Annotated in this window: 18 protein-coding genes; 8 read left to right on the forward strand and 10 right to left on the reverse strand. The window is 68.3% G+C overall.

Annotated elements, in window-relative coordinates:
• Positions 1-405 precede the first annotated feature (405 nt).
• The 3 genes from ftsL to mraZ form a co-directional block, all read right to left on the reverse strand.
• Positions 406-1,077 (reverse strand): cell division protein FtsL, encoded by a 672-nt coding sequence (gene ftsL, locus ABD768_RS06290; RefSeq protein WP_344838246.1) that lies wholly within the window; start codon positions 1,075-1,077, stop codon positions 406-408.
• Complete coding sequence (rsmH, locus tag ABD768_RS06295) at positions 1,077-2,057, reverse strand: 16S rRNA (cytosine(1402)-N(4))-methyltransferase RsmH (RefSeq protein ID WP_344838248.1); 981 nt, start codon at positions 2,055-2,057, stop codon at positions 1,077-1,079. Before rsmH ends, ftsL begins: the two co-directional genes overlap by 1 nt.
• A gap of 209 nt (positions 2,058-2,266) precedes the next feature.
• Positions 2,267-2,698: a division/cell wall cluster transcriptional repressor MraZ gene (mraZ, locus tag ABD768_RS06300; RefSeq protein ID WP_344838252.1), complete on the reverse strand. Its 432-nt coding sequence runs from the start codon at positions 2,696-2,698 to the stop codon at positions 2,267-2,269.
• Positions 2,699-3,002: 304 nt separating this feature from the next.
• Between mraZ and ABD768_RS06305 the strand changes: the two genes are divergently transcribed.
• From ABD768_RS06305 to ABD768_RS06315, 3 genes are read left to right on the forward strand one after another with little or no spacing between them, the layout of a single operon-like run.
• Positions 3,003-3,956, forward strand: coding sequence for an AAA family ATPase (locus ABD768_RS06305; protein WP_343968814.1), 954 nt, complete (start codon positions 3,003-3,005; stop codon positions 3,954-3,956).
• 3 nt (positions 3,957-3,959) lie between these two features.
• Positions 3,960-5,246 (forward strand): DUF58 domain-containing protein, encoded by a 1,287-nt coding sequence (locus ABD768_RS06310; RefSeq protein WP_343968516.1) that lies wholly within the window; start codon positions 3,960-3,962, stop codon positions 5,244-5,246.
• Positions 5,243-7,606 (forward strand): transglutaminase TgpA family protein, encoded by a 2,364-nt coding sequence (locus ABD768_RS06315; RefSeq protein WP_344838255.1) that lies wholly within the window; start codon positions 5,243-5,245, stop codon positions 7,604-7,606. The genes ABD768_RS06310 and ABD768_RS06315 overlap by 4 nt, the downstream gene beginning before the upstream one ends.
• Before the next feature lie 212 nt (positions 7,607-7,818).
• Here the strand turns inward: ABD768_RS06315 and ABD768_RS06320 are convergent, their stop codons facing one another.
• The 4 genes from ABD768_RS06320 to ABD768_RS06335 form a co-directional block, all read right to left on the reverse strand.
• Positions 7,819-8,283 carry a DUF3040 domain-containing protein gene (locus ABD768_RS06320; RefSeq protein WP_343968816.1) on the reverse strand — a complete coding sequence of 155 codons (465 nt, stop codon included), beginning with the start codon at positions 8,281-8,283 and terminating at the stop codon, positions 7,819-7,821.
• Positions 8,284-8,526: 243 nt separating this feature from the next.
• Positions 8,527-9,273 carry a class I SAM-dependent methyltransferase gene (locus ABD768_RS06325; RefSeq protein WP_343968520.1) on the reverse strand — a complete coding sequence of 249 codons (747 nt, stop codon included), beginning with the start codon at positions 9,271-9,273 and terminating at the stop codon, positions 8,527-8,529.
• A 103-nt stretch (positions 9,274-9,376) separates the two neighbouring features.
• The gene (locus ABD768_RS06330) at positions 9,377-9,610 is read right to left on the reverse strand and encodes a hypothetical protein (protein WP_344838258.1); all 234 of its coding nucleotides are present in this window, start codon (positions 9,608-9,610) and stop codon (positions 9,377-9,379) included.
• On the reverse strand, positions 9,610-10,305 hold the full coding sequence (locus tag ABD768_RS06335; RefSeq protein WP_344838261.1) for a phosphotransferase: 696 nt from the start codon (positions 10,303-10,305) through the stop codon (positions 9,610-9,612). The genes ABD768_RS06330 and ABD768_RS06335 overlap by 1 nt, the downstream gene beginning before the upstream one ends.
• Positions 10,306-10,384: 79 nt before the next feature.
• On the opposite strand from ABD768_RS06335, the gene ABD768_RS06340 reads away from it, so the two are divergent.
• Together ABD768_RS06340 and ABD768_RS06345 are read left to right on the forward strand one after the other, a co-directional pair.
• Positions 10,385-12,154, forward strand: a complete 1,770-nt coding sequence (locus tag ABD768_RS06340; protein WP_344838263.1) for a right-handed parallel beta-helix repeat-containing protein — start codon at positions 10,385-10,387, stop codon at positions 12,152-12,154.
• Positions 12,151-12,606 carry a pyridoxamine 5'-phosphate oxidase family protein gene (locus ABD768_RS06345; RefSeq protein ID WP_344838265.1) on the forward strand — a complete coding sequence of 152 codons (456 nt, stop codon included), beginning with the start codon at positions 12,151-12,153 and terminating at the stop codon, positions 12,604-12,606. The genes ABD768_RS06340 and ABD768_RS06345 overlap by 4 nt, the downstream gene beginning before the upstream one ends.
• Before the next feature lie 529 nt (positions 12,607-13,135).
• Here the strand turns inward: ABD768_RS06345 and ABD768_RS06350 are convergent.
• Together ABD768_RS06350 and ABD768_RS06355 are read right to left on the reverse strand one after the other, a co-directional pair.
• On the reverse strand, positions 13,136-13,609 hold the full coding sequence (locus ABD768_RS06350; protein ID WP_344838268.1) for an SAV_6107 family HEPN domain-containing protein: 474 nt from the start codon (positions 13,607-13,609) through the stop codon (positions 13,136-13,138).
• The gene (locus ABD768_RS06355; RefSeq protein WP_343968530.1) at positions 13,606-13,965 is read right to left on the reverse strand and encodes a DUF6504 family protein; all 360 of its coding nucleotides are present in this window, start codon (positions 13,963-13,965) and stop codon (positions 13,606-13,608) included. Before ABD768_RS06355 ends, ABD768_RS06350 begins: the two co-directional genes overlap by 4 nt.
• 349 nt (positions 13,966-14,314) lie before the next feature.
• Here ABD768_RS06355 and ABD768_RS06360 point away from each other — a divergent pair, with 349 nt between their 5' ends.
• The 3 genes from ABD768_RS06360 to ABD768_RS06370 all read left to right on the forward strand — a co-directional run bounded on the left by ABD768_RS06360 (position 14,315) and on the right by ABD768_RS06370 (position 16,479).
• Positions 14,315-14,890: a DM13 domain-containing protein gene (locus ABD768_RS06360; protein WP_344838271.1), complete on the forward strand. Its 576-nt coding sequence runs from the start codon at positions 14,315-14,317 to the stop codon at positions 14,888-14,890.
• A 76-nt stretch (positions 14,891-14,966) separates the two neighbouring features.
• A complete protein-coding gene (locus ABD768_RS06365) occupies positions 14,967-15,998 on the forward strand; it encodes a DUF4037 domain-containing protein (protein ID WP_344838274.1) in 1,032 nt (343 codons plus the stop codon).
• A 10-nt stretch (positions 15,999-16,008) separates the two neighbouring features.
• Complete coding sequence (locus tag ABD768_RS06370) at positions 16,009-16,479, forward strand: YbaK/EbsC family protein (RefSeq protein ID WP_344838276.1); 471 nt, start codon at positions 16,009-16,011, stop codon at positions 16,477-16,479.
• Here the strand turns inward: ABD768_RS06370 and ABD768_RS06375 are convergent.
• The gene (locus ABD768_RS06375; RefSeq protein WP_344838279.1) at positions 16,476-17,255 is read right to left on the reverse strand and encodes a hypothetical protein; all 780 of its coding nucleotides are present in this window, start codon (positions 17,253-17,255) and stop codon (positions 16,476-16,478) included. The two genes, ABD768_RS06370 and ABD768_RS06375, sit on opposite strands and share 4 nt — an antisense overlap.
• Positions 17,256-17,257: the final 2 nt, after the last annotated feature.

Consider the following 17,257-nt stretch of genomic DNA (forward strand, 5'->3'; position numbering starts at 1 on the left):
GGACGCGCCTTCCGCGCTTCACCGCTACGGCCGACAGACTTGCGAGGCTCTCCCGTGGCCTTGCGAGGTCCAGCAGCCTTCCGCCCCTCAGCACCGGGCCCTGCCCGGCGAGGCGTACTGCCGCTATCCCGGGGGGCCCGCTGCCGCTTCGGCGGCTCGCCATCGCCAGCAGACGTCCTCCGGCCGCCTGCGGCTGGGCGGGAGGGACGCGGTGGCTCACCCCCCGCCGCGCGGCGGCTGCTGCCGGACTCGTCTGCAGCAGGCCTTTTGGGGCGGGGTGTGTTGGAGCCGGTGCTGTCTGTAGTGGGGCGACGGCGCGGCGGGGTGGCTCGGCGCGGGGGTTCCCGGCCGGGGTCGCCGCCACGTTTGCGTGGCGGTTCGCTGCCCCGTCGCTCCGTCATCCGATCATCCCCCGGTCGTCGTGTTGGCCCCAGTAGTCGCGGGCTTGTTCGTAGTCGCCGGCTTGTTGTTCGCGGGCGGCTTGGTGCTGTTCGCTGGCTTGTTGGCCGTCACCGGCGGCTTGTTGGCCGTCACCGGCGGCTTGTTGGCGGTCACCGGCGGCTTGGTGCCGGTTGCTGTGACCGGTGGCTTGGTGGTGGCCGGCTTGACGGGCGGCTTCGGTACGACCGGCGTGTTGGTCGCCGGGAGCGCAGGGCCGAACATCGCCTTCGCCGTACCGGCCTTACCCTCCGCCGGTACGCCGAGCACCTTGCCATCGGAGAGCCGCAGGAAGACCGGGTTCGGGTTCGGCACCATCCCCATCCGCACCGCCCGGTCCGCCAGGTTCTGCGGCGCCTCCAGCGTGCGGACCTGCTTCTCCAGCTGCTCCTGCTGGTCACGCAGCTGATCAGCCTGGTTGTTCAGAGCGGTCACCTGGAACGTCCCACGCTGCAGTTCGGTGTTGAGCAGCAGCAACCCGACCAGACCGGCCGCGAGCAGCGCGACCACGAAGATGACGAACGGCATCCGCGGCGGCCGGAACGGCGCACCGTAGACGACCCGGAGCTTCGGCTCCTGCTTGACCACCGGCTGCGCGGGAGTGACCCGTGCCTTCGACGGGCTGAACACAGTGCTCATCAGGCCACCAACCCCTTCTCGCGTACGCGCTCCGCCGCTCGGACCCGGGCCGATGCAGCCCTCGGGTTCTCCGCGACCTCTTCCTCCGTCGGCTTCTCCGCTCCACGCGTCAGCAACTTGAGGTATGGCTCATGCCCCGCCGGAATCACCGGCAGGTCGTCCGGTACGTCGCTCTTCGCGCCGGCCGCCAGCACCTGCTTGGCGATCCGGTCCTCGAGCGACTGGTAGCTCATCACCACGATCCGGCCGTGCAGCGCGAGCGACGCCACGGCAGCGGGCAGGGCGCGACGCAGTACCTCGAGCTCGCCGTTGACCTCGATCCGCAACGCCTGGAAGGTCCGCTTCGCCGGGTGTCCCCCGGTACGCCGGGCCGCCTGCGGGATCGCATCGCGCACCAGCTCGGACAGCCGCGCGCTGTTCGTGAACGGCTCGGTCTCGCGGGCCTTCACGATCCGGTCCGCGATCCGGCGGGAGAACTTCTCCTCGCCGTACTGGAACAGGATCCGGGCCAGCTCGGCCGAGCTGTACGTGTTGAGGATGTCCGCGGCCGTCGTCGGCGCGGTGCTGTCCATCCGCATGTCCAGCGGCGCGTCCTGCGAGTACGCGAAGCCGCGGCCGGCCTCGTCGAGCTGCATGGAGGAGACACCGAGGTCGAACAGGATGCCGTCGATCGCCGGGATGCCCAGGTCGAACAGCACCTGGGGCAGCTCGTCGTACACGGCGTGCACCAGCGTCACGCGTTCGGCGTACGGGGCGAGCCGGTCGCCGGTCAGCCGCAGCGCCTCGGGATCGCGGTCGAGGCCGATCAGGCGGATGTCGGGGAAACGCTGCAGGAAGGCTTCGGCGTGTCCGCCGAGTCCGAGGGTGGCGTCGACGAGGACGGCACCGGGGTGCTGCAGGCCAGGGGCGAGCAGGGCGACGACGCGGTCGAGCATGACCGGGACGTGGCGTCCCTCTGCTCCGCGCTCAGCACCGTCCATCTCGACCCCTCCATAGCTTTACCTGCCGGCCTTGCGAATCGTGCGAGGGGCGGTGGTGGAGCAGAGTGGAGCGGAAATCGTCCGGTCAGATCGCGGGTTCGCCTTCCGGGGAAGTACCTGATGCCTTGGCGCCGGGGAAGTGGCGCCAACACTCAGGTCGGAAGTCGGACCCGTGATCTCACCGGACGATCCGGTGCTACCTCGGGCTGTCAGAAGATGCCGGGCAGTACCTCCTCGGACAGGTCGGCGAACGCCTGCTCCTGTGCCGCTGAGTACGTGTTCCAGTTCTCCGTGTTCCAGATCTCCACCCTGTTCATCGCCCCGATGACGACACAGTCGCGATCCAGCCCTGCGTAATCGCGAAGCATCGGCGGGATGGTGACCCGGCCCTGCTTGTCCGGCACCTCGTTGGAGGCCCCGGCGAACAACATCCGTAGGTAGTCCCGAGCACCCTTGTTGGTGATCGGAGCCTGCTTCAACTGCTCGGTCATCTGCACGAATTCGCCTTCCGGCCACACGGACAGCGACCGCTCCTGTCCCCGGGTGATCACCAGGCCTTCAGCCAATTCGTCGCGGAACTTCGCCGGCAGGAACAGTCGGCCCTTGTCGTCGAGCTTGGGGAAGTGCGTTCCAAGGAACACGCTCCACCTCCCCGTTGCGGACTCTCCGTCTCAGGTCGAGCTTGTTGTCCACCATTTCAGTACCACTGCGCTCCACCTTACTCCACTTTGCCCCACCGTCAACCAGATTCGCCCCGTTTCGCTCCCCCGTACGCTGGAGGTCACGAACCGGCAACAACGGGTGAGGGCGATTGAGATGAACGCCGAAACGACTGGTAACGAAACGCACGGAGATCTAGGCCCGACCCCTACGCCGGGTCAGAATGAGTCGGCCAACAACCAATGGGGAGGACTCAGGGTGAGCACCACCGCGACCAGCTCGGCCATGGAATTCGACGAGCTGACAGAGGTGGCGGGACGGGTCCGCCGAGCCATCGAGACTGTGATCGAAGGCAAACCCGATGTGGTCGAAGTAGCCGTCACCGTGCTACTGGCCGAAGGACATCTGCTGATCGAGGACGTGCCCGGCGTCGGCAAGACGATGCTGGCCAAGGCACTGGCCCGGTCGATCGACTGCACCGTGCGCCGGATCCAGTTCACGCCGGACCTGCTTCCGTCGGACATCACCGGCGTGTCGGTCTTCAACCAGGAGAACCGCGAGTTCGAGTTCAAGCCGGGCGCGGTGTTCGCGAACATCGTCGTCGGCGACGAGATCAACCGCGCGTCGCCGAAGACCCAGGCCGCGCTGCTGGAGTCGATGGAGGAGCGCCAGGTCACCGTCGACACCACGACGTACCAGCTCGAGGCGCCGTTCATGGTGATCGCGACGCAGAACCCGATCGAGATGGAAGGGACCTATCCCCTTCCCGAGGCACAGCGCGACCGCTTCATGGCCCGGCTGTCGATGGGCTACCCGGAGCCGGCCGCCGAGCTGCGGATGCTCGACGGGCACGCCGCCGCCGAGCCGCTGGAGTCGCTGCAGCCGGTGACCGACGGACAGCAGATCCTCCGCCTGGTGAAGACAGTGCACTCGGTGCACGTATCGGAGTCGGTGAAGGAGTACGCCGTCGCCCTGGTCGGAGCCACCCGCCGCTCGCAGGAGCTGCGCCTGGGCGCCAGCCCGCGCGCCACGCTGCACCTGATCCGGGCCGCCCGGGCCGCTGCCGCGCTGGACTCGCGGGAGTTCGTCCTCCCGGACGACATCCAGGAGCTCGCCGTACCAGTCCTCGCACACCGGGTACTACCGGCCGCCGAAGCCCACCTCGGTGGACGTGGCGCGGCTGACATCATCTCTGGGCTCGTGGCCTCGGTGCCGCTGCCCCGCACTCGTCGGGACTGAGACATGCGGCAGGCTTTGCGCGGACTGACCACCCGGGGGCGGGCGTTCGTCGCAGCCGGGATCACTGCTTCTCTTTGTGCGCTGTTGCTCGGCCAGAAGGACCTGCTGCGCGTCGGCATCCTGCTGGTCGCGCTGCCGCTGGTGGCGGCACTAGTGGTCGGCCGGACCCGGCTGCGCCTGCAGGTGCGGCGCAGCCTGGCTCCGGACCAGGTACCGGTGGGCACCCAGTCGACAGTGGAGCTGACGCTGTCCAACCAGGGCCGGATGCCGGCCGGACTGCTGCTGCTCGAGGACCGCATTCCTTATGTACTGGGGCACCGCCCGCGATTCGTCGTCGACCGGGTCAGCCCGAACTGGAGGCGCACGGTCACCTACCCGGTGAAGTCCGACGTGCGTGGACTGTTCCAGGTCGGCCCGCTGATGCTGACGGTCGCCGACCCGTTCGGGTTGGTGGAGACGAGCCGGACCTTCACCCGGAGCCAGCATCTGCTGGTGACACCACGGGTTTACCAGCTTCCCGAAGTACGGCTGGGAGCTGATCGGGCGGGGTCCGGCGAGAACCGGCCGCGGGCGATCGCGTCGGCAGGCGAAGAGGACGCGACTGTGCGCGAGTACCGCGACGGCGACGATCTGCGCCGGGTGCACTGGCGGTCGACCGCGCGGCGTGGGGCGATGATGGTGCGCCGGGAGGAGCAGCCCTGGCAGAGCCGGTGCGCGATCTTCCTGGACGCCCGGAGCATCTCGCACCACGGGCACGGGCCGTCCTCGAGCCTGGAGTGGGCGGTGAGCGCCGCGGCCTCGGTCGGTACCGACCGGATCCGGCGCGGCTATGTCACCACCTTGCTCGGCGGACCGACGACGCTGTCGGCGATCAGTCACCGCAACTCGACGGCGATCCATCATCCGCTCACCAGCCAGCAACTGCTGACCGAGTGCGCGACGGTGGAGGAGCACAAGTACGCCGAGATCGGCCCGCTGCTGACTGTCGACCGGCACATCCAAGAGCCGAGCCTGGTGGTCGCGATCGTCGGCGCCTGCAACACCGAGGACGTCACCTCGCTCAACCGCTGGCGGACCACCCAGGCGACCGGGGTGGCGCTCTTGCTCGATGCGGCAAGCTGGTCGGTGGGCGCGGAGGGCACCGAGAAGGCCGCCCGGCTCACCGCGGCCACTGATGCCACCGAGAACGATCTGCGCCGCAACGGCTGGCGAGTCGCCAGAGTGCAGCGCGGAGACCATCTCCCGACCGTGTGGTCCACCCTCGGACTACGGAGCGGAAGGATCGCATGACAGGCCATGTGAGGATCTCGATCGCCGCCTGGGTCGCGACCGTGCTCGGGGCGCTGGTGCTGACGCCGGTGTTCTCCGGGCCGTTCCTGTTCATCAGCGCCTTCTTCTGCGCGATCGTGACCGCGGTCGGGATCGGGCTGCAGAACTGGCGGGCGCCGCGCATCGTCGTACCGATCGTGCAGCTGGTGGTGCTGATCGAGCTGATCTCGCTGTCGTTCCTGCACAACACGATGAAGTGGGGGCTGGTCCCATGGAAGGCCACGGCGATCGCCTTCAACGATCAGATGGTCGACGCGATGGACGCCATCAACCGGTACAGCGCACCGCTGCCGTACGACCGGCACCTGTTGCTGTTCGCGTCGACGGTGATCGCCTTTGCGGGGTTGCTGATCCACCTGGTCGCCGTACAGATCAGGCAGGCTGCATGGGCCGGTCTGTTGCTGCTGACGATGTACACGGTGCCTGCCGCGACCGTGCACGGCGGACTGCCCGCGTTGCTGTTCATCCCGCCGGCAGTCGGCTACATCATCTTGTTGTCTGCGGAAGGGCGGACCAGGCTCAGCCGTTGGGGGCGCCGGATCTCCGGGGTCTCGCATCTGGACGCGGCCGAGCCGATCGAGGCCTCCGCGCTCGGCCAGGCCGGGCGACGGATCGGGCTGAGTGTGGTCGCGTTGGCCGCATTGCTGCCGGCGTTGATTCCCGCTCTGCCCGAAGGCGTGATCGGCAACGGCTCAGCCGGTGGTGGCGGGTCGGGTAGCGGCGCGATCGTCTCCCCCAACGACACCATGCTCGACATGGGCAAGAACCTGAAGCGCGGCGACAACGTGACGGCGCTGACCTACACCGGCGGCCCGCCGGAAGGCGTCTATCTGCGGCTGACCGCGCTGGACCTCTTCGACGGCAACACCTGGCGCAGGTCGGATTCGGGTGAAGGCCAGAAGATCGGCAACGGTCCGTTGAGCCCGCCGCCCGGCTACACCGGCGACCTGAGCAAGGTCCCGGAGAACAAGCTGAAGATCCAGGTCAGCCGCAGCTTCCGGTCCCAGTTCGCGCCGGTGCCGTACCCGTTGCGGACGATCTCGCTGAAGAAGAACTGGAAGTTCGACGCGAGCACGCTGGACGTGCTGTCCACCAACGGCAGCGTCGTCGGCGGCCAGGACTTCAACCTCAGCTGGTACGACCTGAAGCCGACCGCGGAGGAGCTGAACGACAGCGTCCCCGGCGGCGAGCCCGACCAGACCACCAGCGACGTCCCGGCGCGGACCCCGCCGAAGATGACGGAGCTGGCCCGCTCGATCACCGCCAAGGCGAACGGCAACCACTACCTGCAGGCGACCATGCTGCAGGACTGGTTCCGCGGCGGCGACTTCACCTACAGCACGGCGACGGACAGCTCGAGCGGCATGCGTGCGCTGGAGAAGTTCCTGTTCCAGGAGAAGACCGGGTACTGCGAGCAGTTCGCGACCGGGATGGCGCTGCTGGCCCGCACGCTCGGCATTCCGGCCCGGGTCGGGATCGGCTTCCTGCCGGGTACGACGGGCAAGAACAACCAGCACATCGTGAAGATGCACGACATGCACGCGTGGCCGGAGCTGTACTTCGAGGGCAGCGGCTGGGTCCGCTTCGAGCCGACTCCGTCGGTCCGGGCCGCGACCACGCCGAGCTGGAGCAACCCGGCCAACATCACCCCGAGCAACCCGACGACCGCGCCGACCACGGCGCCGACGACTCCTGGCTCGACCGTCGACCCCGAGAACCCCCGGCTGCCCGGCGAGCGCAACCTGCCCGGCGAGAGTGGCCTCGCTCCGGTCGGCGGCGGCAACTGGTTCACCAACGGCGGCGCCAAGATCATCGGCAGCTCGCTGGCCGTGATCCTGCTGCTCGGCGTGCCGTGGCTGGTCCGCACGCTGACCAGACGTCGCCGCTACAGCCGCGAACCGAGCCGGATCGGGATCGAGGGCTTGTGGGCCGAAGTCCGCGACACTGCTCGCGATCTCGGCCTGGACTGGTCGGAGGTCGCAACACCTCGGCAGCTGGGCGACTGGCTGATCACCCAGGTCCCGGAGGAGACGCAGCCTGCTGCCCTCCGCCTGGCCCGCGGCGTCGAAGCCATGCGGTACGCCGGCCTCGGCGACTCGTTCCCCGACCTCCGCCCCGAAGCCGAGCAAGTCCGCAAGGCCCTCTGGCAAGACGTCCGCTTCTTCCGCCGCCTCCGCGCCCGGCTCCTCCCACCGTCCTGGCGTTGGTACCTCAACCGAGGCAGCTCCGAAGCGTCCGACCTCCTGGACGAATTCGACCTCCTCCTAGCCCGAATCCGCTCCGCCCTAACCCCCCACCGCACCAGCCGCCACACCGGCTAGCCACCACACGCGCAGCCTCCTCGACAACAACTGCTTTCACCCGCCCGCAGGGAACTGGACCACCAGCCATCTGGTGGGCGGGTGGAAGCTAACCCAGCCAGGCACCAACTGGCAGCCGACAGCGCAGGCCGGGCCGTGCGTACGTAGTACTGGCGTAGACAGAGCCACACCCGGCGCGGGCGCGCGGGTGTGGCTCGGGAACGGCTAGAGGCTCAGAGGTCCTCGTCGCGGCGGCGGCGCCAGCGGTCTTCCATCCGCTCCATGAAGCTGCCGGACGAATCGTGTCTGGTCCGGTGCCGTTTGGACTGCGGCGGAGGCGGCGGCAGGTCATCGCCGTCGCTCGCGTTGCTGATCCGCTTCATGCTCAGCGCCGCGATGTACAGGCAGGCGACCATCACGACGAAGCCGATGACTCCGATGATGGTGTTGGGGATGATCGCGCCGGCCATCAAGATGGCAATACCCAGCACGAATCCAACGCCGGCAAGCACTGCCCGGCGCTTGTAGTACAAGCGCACATTGGTGCCTCGCATGGCGGAAACAAACTTCGGGTCTTCCGCAGCGAGGGCACGTTCGAGCTGCTCGAACTGGCGCTGCTCTTCTTCCGAGAGGGGCACCGTCGATCCCTCCATGGTGAGCGCGATCTCGATAGGCCGAGTCCAGTCTAGGCCGACCATGCGGTCCACGAAACCCTGACTGCCTGTCCCGCGCGTCACGGTCCGGCAACTCCGCACGGTAACCGCTGCTCCGGCACCGGTTTCAGCGCTGGAAGGCAGGTATTCATCCGGCGTGTCGCCGCCATCCGGACACAGCAAGTAATCAACTTCCGAGCAGCACGCAATGCCCCGAAAGGCATTCCCGGCGGCTCCACCAACTAGTACGAACGATTGACCCAGCCAACCCGCAGAGGCCGGCCGGCGTCAGCGGGTGGCGAGGATGTGGAGTTGGGGGGCGAGGGCACGGAAGGCGGGGTGCTGGCTGGCGGCTCGCTCGAGCTCAGCTAGTGCCTCGGGGGCACCTGGCTCGGAGTCGACGAAGGCCGCGGGGACCAGGTCGGCGAACGTACGCACCCCGTGCACGGTGTGCACCATGAAGCCGGCCTCGGCCAGCTGGGCGATGATGCCCGCCTCGTCGAAGCGCCGGGGCATCGGGTCGGTCGGACCCCAGCGCCCGTCGGCGTCCTGCAGCGCGACGCGAGCTTCGGTGAGGTGGCCGGCCAGCGCGCGAGCCAATACGACGGCGTTGCGCTGGGCAACCAGGAGGCTGAGTACCCCGCCTTCCCGTAGTACGGACGCCATCGCCTGCAGCGCCTGAACCGGGTCGTCGACAACCTCGAGCACGCCGTGGCAGAGGACTGCGTCGGCAGTCGACTCCCCCGCGACCTCAGGGAGCTCGGCGGCATCCCCCTGGACACCACGGACGAGCTTGCTCACACCCTCGTCGGCCGCACGCCGTTCGAGCGAGGCGAGCGCGTCGGGGCTGGGGTCGACGACGGTGACGCGGTGCCCCTCAACTGCTAACGGGACAGCGAATCCACCGGTACCACCGCCGAGATCGACGATGTCCAGACCTGCTCCGGGGTCGATACGAGCCCGGCCCGCAAGTGCCACTCGCAGAGCCTCGGCGACCAGCGCCGTTCGCACCGAGCGCCGACGTCGGTCGACCATCCTGAAGCCCTTCTCGCGACAACACCACTTCGAGCCACACCCTACTGGCCGAGCACCGACCCTCCTCACCACCACCGCCTCTTCACCCCCGGCGGGACAGCCTTCAAGGGCGACGTGACAGCAACTCGCCGAGCCGCTCGACGGCTTCCTCGGCCTCCTCGACCATCAACTCGGCAACCTCCACCGACCGTTCCGCAGTCGCCCCGACGAACGTCGCGTTGCTCACCGCCGTCGCCCACGCCGCCCCCGTCGCCGCCAGCCACTCGTCGATCGGCGTACCGGCCTCCTTCATCCAGGCTTCCTTGTACGCCGCCATCCCGGCCCTCCGCCCGGCCATCACCACATCGAGCATCCCCGGCCCGACCCGCGCACTCCCCAGTCGATCAACCGCGGCGACGGCTCGCTCGCGATGACGTTGTCGCCGTACACATCGCCGTGGATCAGCGTCGCCGGCAACACCTCCAACCCGAGCAACAGCCGCTCCTCCTCAGCAAACCGCGCGAGCATCTCGAGCGCCCGATCGAGCACCGCATGCTGTCCGTGCTGAGCCACCGCCTTGGCGATGCCAGCCGGCGCAAACCCGGTGAACGCCGATCGCAGGAACTGCTCATCGACCTTCGGGATCTCAGCCGGCAACTCATCGACCCGGCCGAGGTGTCGCAGATGTAGTCGTGCCAGCGCGGCGTACACAACCCCTGGCGGCTCGACCGTCCACCCGATCGCCCCGCCAACCTCGAACGGCACCACAATCCAGGGCCCGTCCTCATCGACACCGCGGTCGATCAACTCCGGGAACACCGGGTCCACAACATCCAAGCTGCTGAGCGCAGCCACCTCACCCGCCGTCGCTCGCTTGGCAACCACCTCGACCTGACAGGAGCACTCCCCTGTCCGGTACAAGATTTCGACCCGCTCGATCACCCTCGCCGTCGCGCCACCGGTGAGTGCCACCCGTCGCCCGATCCCGACGACGACCGCGTCGCCGCCCAGCCAGTTCTGGATCGCTTCGGGGCGGATCGGCGGCGGCTTCACCCGGCCGAGCGTAGGTGCGGTCGTCCATCGACCGACACCGGTTTTCCCGCGACCGCCCGGGCCAAGGATCATGGTGGCCATGGCGTCAGTACCGGAGCTTGTCGATGTGGTTGCCTTCGGCGCCGACCCGACCGGGCGGACCGACTCCGCACCGGCGGTCGCCGCAGCTTTCCGGCACGCCAAGACCCTCGGCCGCCCGGTACGGATCGTCTTCTCCGAAGGCACCTTCCAGCTCTATCCCGAGCAGGCGGAGACGCGTGAGCTGTACGTCTCCAACACCGTCGGAGCCGACCAGCGCTACCGCGACAAGAAGATCGGCCTGCTCGTCGAGGACATGCACGACGTCATCGTCGACGGGCGTGGCGCGAAGCTCGTCTACCACGGACTGCAGACCGCGTTCGCGGCGATCCGTTCGACGGACGTGACCTTCACGAACTTCTCCTTCGACTACGCCGCCCCGAAGGTTGTCGACGTCACGGTCGCCGACGCGGGCGTGACCGACGGCCGCGCGTACCGGATCTTGTCGGTGCCCGCCGGCAGCCCGTACGAGGTAAACGGCACTCACCTGACCTGGCTCGGCGAGATCAGCCCGGCCACCGGTACGCCGTACTGGTCGGGCACCGATGGACTCGAGTACACCCAGATCCACGACCCGGCGGCGCAACGCACCTGGCGCGACGACAACCCGCTCTTCACCGACGTCGCCGGCCTGCTCGATCTCGGCGACGGCCAGATCCGCATCGACTACGCGACGGCCGCCCGACCGGACGACGCCGGCCTCGTCTACCAGATGCGGCTGATCGAACGCGAGGAGCCGGGCGCCTTCATCTGGGAGTCGTCGAACGTGATCCTACGGTCGATCGACGCCCACTACCTGCAGACGTTCGGCGTCGTCGGGCAGTTCAGCGAGAACATCACCATCGACCAGGTGAACTTCACGCCCGACCCGGCTTCCGGCCGTACCACCGCCTCGTTCGCCGACTTCGTCCAGCTGTCCGGCATCAAGGGCGACATCACGATCACCGACTGCGTGTTCGACGGCCCGCACGACGACCCGATCAACATCCACGGCACGTACCTCGAGGTCGTCGGGATCCCGTCACCGGACACGCTCACCCTCGGCTACGAACACCCGCAGACGGCCGGCTTCCCGCAGTTCTATCCAGGCGACGAGGTGGAGTTCGTCGACAAGCTCACGATGTCGCCACTCGAGAGCGGCCGGGCCGTGGTCGTCGCTGTCGACGGGCCGAGCGGGATGGACCATGCGAAACCGCTGACCACGATGACCGTCACCTTCGACCGGCCACTGCCCGACGATGTCGAGATCGGCAACACCGTCGCCGAGAACATCACCTACACGCCGTCGGTCGTCATCTCCGGCAACGTCTTCCGCAACGTGCCGACCCGCGGCGTACTCGTCACGACCCGCAAGCCGGTACTGATCACCGGCAACCGTTTCGAGGCGATGTCGATGGCCAGCATCTTCATCTCCGCGGACGCTTACCAGTGGTACGAATCGGGTTCGGTCACGGACGTCACCATCCGCGGCAACTCGTTCATCAGGCCCGCCGATCCGGTCATCCTCGTCGAACCGACCAACCGCGACGTCGACCCAGCCAAGCCGGTGCATCGCAACATCACGGTCACCGAGAACACCTTCGACGTCGGCGACCTCACCCTGGTCAACGCCAAGAGCGTCGCCGGCTTCCACTTCACGACCAACACGATCCGCCCCATCGACGGACCAGGCCGGCCGCCGTACACCGCGCCACTGTTCGTCTTCACCGGTAGTACAGACATCCAGATCGCTGACAACTCGTACTCACATCAGACGAGCGAGGGCCAATGACTCCCCAGGACACCGCCCGCCGAATCATCGACGCCAACAATTATCTGACCCTTGCCACCGCCGACCACGACGGTCGGCCGTGGGTTTCTCCGGTGTACTTCACCCCCGACGGCGGCATCGACTTCTACTGGGTCTCGCGCCCCGACAGCCGCCATTCCACCAACCTCACCGATCGCCCCGAGGTCGCCATCGTCATCTTCGATTCCCAGGTACCGGTCTTCCACGCCGAAGCCGTCTATCTGACCGCCCATGCCGAACAGGTCGACAACTCCGACCTCGCCCGCTGCACCGAGATCTACCGCGGCCGCCACCCAGACCTGACCACCTTCACCCCCGAACAGCTACAAGCCCCTACCCCCCTACGCCTGTACCGCGCCCATGCCGCAGAAGCCTCCGTACTCCTGAACGACGACGGCCCCGACCTCCGCGTCCCACTCGACCTTCCGATCTAGCGGTCTCCCCCCGCCAGCCAGAGCACCCCATCCCAGGCGAACACTCGACCACCCGGCATCCATCACCCCGCTCTCGACGGCGCTCAACCCAACCACGCGGTCGAAGCCCGGCCAGTTGCAACCGGGGAGGCAAATACCCCCGATTCGGGCCAATCCCCTCCCAAGGTCCCGCGAAAATCCTCCCCACCCGCACGCAATCGCTTGTACGCCCCGCCCACCAAGGCGGCCAACCATCACAACCCACTCGTGTACCCGATGCTGGTGAGGACGCACGAGCAGTGCAGCGGATACGCCGGGGCACTTGCCCCAGGGGAGCGCTTCGAACACCTGCTGGCCAGCGACTAGGTGACGACGGCCGTGGCCACATCGCACGACGTAGGAGCGCCCAGCCGAGGGCGGGCGGGAGCACCCAGAGCGGAAGCGACACAGGAGCAGACGCGCCGGGTGCGTGGGGTGAATGCGTGGGGTGGGCATGGGTGAGCGCCCGCGGGACGGGGACCCGCGGGCGCTGATTGGGGTGGAGCGGCGGTTAGCTGGCCTGCATCCAGGGTTGGGCTAGGACCGACTGGGGGTCGTAGGCTCTGGGGAGGACGGGCTGGGTGGTGAGGTTGAGGCTGGACTCGACCAGGTCGTAGAAGGTTTCGGCGGCGCGGACCAGGTCGTCGGCCTCGCGGGTGGTGACGGCTCGCTCGAGGCCGGCTTCGGCGGCGGCGCGCTGGGTGGCGCCGGCGGCGAAGAAGGACGCCCATTCGCCGAACTCGGGGGCGACCTCGGAGAGCAACACCCAGGCGTTGCGCTGGATGCGACGGCGGGCGCCGGAGCGGACCGGGCGGGCGCGGACGGCGAGCACCGCGGCCGCGACTCGGAGGGCGGCCACGTGGGCACTCGAGTAGCGGATCAGGTGGTCGTCGGCCTCGCGGGCCTCGGCGAGCGCCGTACGCGCCCGGGAAAGATCGCGGCTGGCCGAGCCGGCTGCTGCCGGCGAAACCGGTGAAACTGTCATCGGTCCGTCACCCTCTCCAGTTGCCAACGTCCGGAGTCCGGGTCGTGCGCGAGATCGAACATCTCCCGCCGGCCGTGCCGGCCGCACCCCGCCTCCACGCGGTAGACCGCCCGTTGCGGCCCCCAATCCGCGTCCAGCACCCCGACGGCGGCGGACGATCCCGCCACGGCGGTGGCCGTCGCAGCACCCACGCCGGCGCCGATCACGCCACGCTCCCACCAGGCCGCCGTCTCCACCCAGTGGGCTTCGACCGCGCAGACCCGCCACAACCGCCCGCGCCACAGGAATTGCTGTGGAGTCTCGATCCCGTCCACGACGTCTGAACGCACCTCGACGGACTCATCGAACTCCCACATACCGCATCGCCTCCTGTGCGCGAACTTCTTCCCCTGGTCAGCGGCCCGGTGGGTGGGCGCCAGGTGGGGGTCGAGGTCCACCTCGGCGCCCGGCCCACCGGGACCACCGGTTACCGATGCGGCCGCAACTCCGCACCGGAGTCCTTCAGCTGTCCCGATCGCCACTGCCCGCTCTCCCGACGAAACCGGATCTGCGGCAATCGAACATCTGTTCGAACACTGAAAGCGTAACCCTGCCCGTCGGCAATCGTCAACGGGACGTAAGCGGCGGGCGGGCCGCGGCGCGGGCTCCCGCCGCCAGACTGGATCCAGTGCCCGGATCCGCCGGGTGACGGACTGGAGCCGATCGATGCCGAGCACCCGCCGCCGTACCCTGGCCGTCGCCACCGTGGCGGTCGCCGCCGTGGTCGCGGCCGTCGCACTGCCGCTCTTCCAGCCTTGGCGGCTCTTCACCGGCAAGGTGGTCGACGAAGCGCTTCCGGGCGCCGATCCGATCTCCATGACCACATCCTCTGTGCCGCCACCGACAATTTCCGGCGACCGCCGGCCAACCCCCTCCGCGACCCGGCCCAAGACGCCCAGAAGACTCACCTCCGGCACCTTCATCAGCCACGAGCACAAGACGACCGGCACGGCCGCCATCCTCGAACTGCCCGACGGCTCCCGCGTACTACGCCTGGAGGCCCTCGACACCTCCGACGGCCCCGACCTCGAGGTCTGGCTCAGCGACGCCAAGGTGCTCGACGGCAAACGAGGCTGGCACGTCTTCGACGACGGCAGGTACCGCAGCCTCGGGCAGCTCAAAGGCAACCAAGGCAACCAGAACTACGAGATCCCCAAAGATGTCGACCTGAAAGCCCTGACCAGCGTCTCGATCTGGTGCAACCGCTTCAACGTCTCCTTCGGCGCCGCCGAGCTGACCTGAAACCAGACAAAGCCAGACCCCGGAATTCATCGAAAACCGGATGTGACCACCCACTCCCCCGAACTACTGTCACCCCATGACCACCGGCAGCGCCTTCATCTCCGCGCGGACCCTGAGCCAGGGCTTCCACGACGAGATCATCCGCCCGCTGCTCGCCGGAATCCCTTACGCCGCAGGCCTCCTCGGCTGGGGCTCGGACGTACTCGGCTACGACACCGAGCGCTCGATGGACCACGGCTGGGGTCCGCGCCTGCACGTCTTCGTCGATGCCTACCAGGTGGACCACGCCACCACGGCGATCGAGACAGGCTTGCCGGACGAGTACCGAGGTCATCCCGTGCGCTTCGGCTGGGACACCCAAGAGCCGATCCACCACATCACGGTCACCACCATCGACGCCTGGCTCGAGGAGCACCTAGGCGTGCTCAACGGCCGCCACCTGAGCCTCCAGGACTGGCTCGTGACCCCACAGCAGAAGCTGCTGGGGGTGGTCGCCGGCCAGGTGTACGCCGATGACGGCCGGCTGCAGGTGGTACGGGACGAGCTCCGGTGGTACCCGGACGACCTCTGGCGCTGGATGATCGCCTGCCAGTGGTCCCGGATCGCCGAGGAAGAGACCTTCGTCCAACGCACGTCAGAGGTCGGCGACGAGCTCGGCTCGCGCGTCGTCGCCGCCCGGCTCGTCCGCGACCTGATGCGGCTCGCCCTGCTGATGGAGCGCACCTACGCGCCCTATACGAAGTGGCTCGGTACCGCGTTCAGCCGGCTCGGCCACCCTGACGGCCTGGATCGCGATCTCGAGGACACGCTCGAAGCCGGCACCCACGACGAACGCGAGCGCGCGCTGACATCGGCGTACCGCAAGGCCGCGATCCGGTTCAACGCGTTGAGGCTGACGGACGCCGTCGACGTGGAGCCGCACCAGTTCCACGAGCGGCCGGCGATCGTGCTCCATGCCGGGCGCTTCGCCGAGGCGAGCCTCAAGGCGGTGAAGGACCAGAAGGTGCGGGAGCTCGGCCTGGTCGGCGCGATCGATCAGTTCGCCGACAACACCGGCGTACTGAGCAATCCCAAGGCATACCGCAAGTTGATCAGCATCTATGAGTAGGGTTTCGTCCGTGAGCACTCATCCCAATGTCCAACTGGTGGCCGACGCGCTGGCGGCGGCCGGCGCCACCGGTGAGATCAAGATCCTCGACGACGCCGTACCGACCGCGGCCGCGGCGGCCGAGGAGCTCGGCTGTGAGGTCGGCGCGATCGCGAACAGCCTGATCTTCGACGGCGACGGCGCACCCGTACTGATCCTGACCTCCGGCGCGCACCGGGTGGACACCGCGAAGGTCGCCGCCGAGCTCGGCATCACCAAGCTCCGCCGCGCGACACCGGAGTTCGTCAGGGAACACACCGGCCAGGCGATCGGCGGGGTCGCCCCGGTCGGGCATCCGCAGCAGGTCCGCACACTGGTCGACACCACCCTCGACCAGTACGCCGAGGTCTGGGCCGCCGCCGGCATCCCCCACTCGGTCTTCCCGACCTCGTACGCCGAACTGCTCAAGCTCACCAACGGCACTCCGATCACGGTCAACTAGCCGGGCCCGAGCAGACCGTCGATGGTCGAACGGACGAAGCGCCGCGCTGCGAAGCCGCGCCGGACCCGTGAGATCGGATTGCGTCGCGGCGCGCCGTCGCGCTGAGCCTTGGCGGGCGGCGCAGCAGGGCCATAGCGGCGGTGGTAGATGTCTGCGACCACCGCTGTCGGGGCGCCGAGCGACGGTAGGAGCTCAAGCGCTTCGCGCTTGGTGATGAGGCGGCCGTCGGCCAACGTCACGCCGGCGCGGGCGACTGTGATGAGCCCGAGGTCGACCCAGACGTCCGCCCACCATCTCTTCCATCGACGGGCGGCCGGGTACCAGAACGTCTCCAGGTCTTGCCGGATGAACGCCGCCAGCTCCTCGTCAGTAGTTGCCGGAAGCAAGGAAGACGGCGCTGGGCCGTAGATGCTGAGATCACCCAGCATCAGCTCGCGCCGGGTCACCGCAGTCACCGGTCGCGAGAAGTACTCGCTGTGCGCCCAGGTCGGATGCCGCAGCGACGAGTCGCCCAGCTGCGAGACCAGCAGGTAGCTGCAATGCAGCCCACGAGCCAACGGGTGCGCCACCTCCAGCGACCGATGAAGCGCCTGCAAAGCAGCAGCATCACCAACAGGCCGATCGAGCACAGCGATCAGATCCAGATCGCTGACCCCGACCTGATAGTCGCCCAAAGCAAGCGACCCATGCAGCCATAGAGCACGCAATGGCACCACCGACGGCAGAGACGCGACGAAGCCGTCCAGCAGACGCTGGACGGCTTCGTCATAGGGCATGC

This window comes from Kribbella ginsengisoli (genome assembly GCF_039537185.1).
In the GTDB taxonomy this organism is placed as follows: Bacteria; Actinomycetota; Actinomycetes; order Propionibacteriales; family Kribbellaceae; genus Kribbella; species Kribbella koreensis.

Bases quoted from the DNA above. Each gene is read 5' to 3' on its own strand.
- ftsL (WP_344838246.1), bottom strand. From the start codon at position 1,077: ATGAGCACTGTGTTCAGCCCGTCGAAGGCACGGGTCACTCCCGCGCAG.
- rsmH (WP_344838248.1), bottom strand. From the start codon at position 2,057: ATGGACGGTGCTGAGCGCGGAGCAGAGGGACGCCACGTCCCGGTCATG.
- ABD768_RS06305 (WP_343968814.1), top strand. From the start codon at position 3,003: ATGGAATTCGACGAGCTGACAGAGGTGGCGGGACGGGTCCGCCGAGCC.
- ABD768_RS06310 (WP_343968516.1), top strand. From the start codon at position 3,960: ATGCGGCAGGCTTTGCGCGGACTGACCACCCGGGGGCGGGCGTTCGTC.
- ABD768_RS06315 (WP_344838255.1), top strand. From the start codon at position 5,243: ATGACAGGCCATGTGAGGATCTCGATCGCCGCCTGGGTCGCGACCGTG.
- ABD768_RS06320 (WP_343968816.1), bottom strand. From the start codon at position 8,283: ATGGTCGGCCTAGACTGGACTCGGCCTATCGAGATCGCGCTCACCATG.
- ABD768_RS06325 (WP_343968520.1), bottom strand. From the start codon at position 9,273: ATGGTCGACCGACGTCGGCGCTCGGTGCGAACGGCGCTGGTCGCCGAG.
- ABD768_RS06330 (WP_344838258.1), bottom strand. From the start codon at position 9,610: ATGGCCGGGCGGAGGGCCGGGATGGCGGCGTACAAGGAAGCCTGGATG.
- ABD768_RS06340 (WP_344838263.1), top strand. From the start codon at position 10,385: ATGGCGTCAGTACCGGAGCTTGTCGATGTGGTTGCCTTCGGCGCCGAC.
- ABD768_RS06345 (WP_344838265.1), top strand. From the start codon at position 12,151: ATGACTCCCCAGGACACCGCCCGCCGAATCATCGACGCCAACAATTAT.
- ABD768_RS06350 (WP_344838268.1), bottom strand. From the start codon at position 13,609: ATGACAGTTTCACCGGTTTCGCCGGCAGCAGCCGGCTCGGCCAGCCGC.
- ABD768_RS06355 (WP_343968530.1), bottom strand. From the start codon at position 13,965: ATGTGGGAGTTCGATGAGTCCGTCGAGGTGCGTTCAGACGTCGTGGAC.
- ABD768_RS06360 (WP_344838271.1), top strand. From the start codon at position 14,315: ATGCCGAGCACCCGCCGCCGTACCCTGGCCGTCGCCACCGTGGCGGTC.
- ABD768_RS06365 (WP_344838274.1), top strand. From the start codon at position 14,967: ATGACCACCGGCAGCGCCTTCATCTCCGCGCGGACCCTGAGCCAGGGC.
- ABD768_RS06375 (WP_344838279.1), bottom strand. From the start codon at position 17,255: ATGCCCTATGACGAAGCCGTCCAGCGTCTGCTGGACGGCTTCGTCGCG.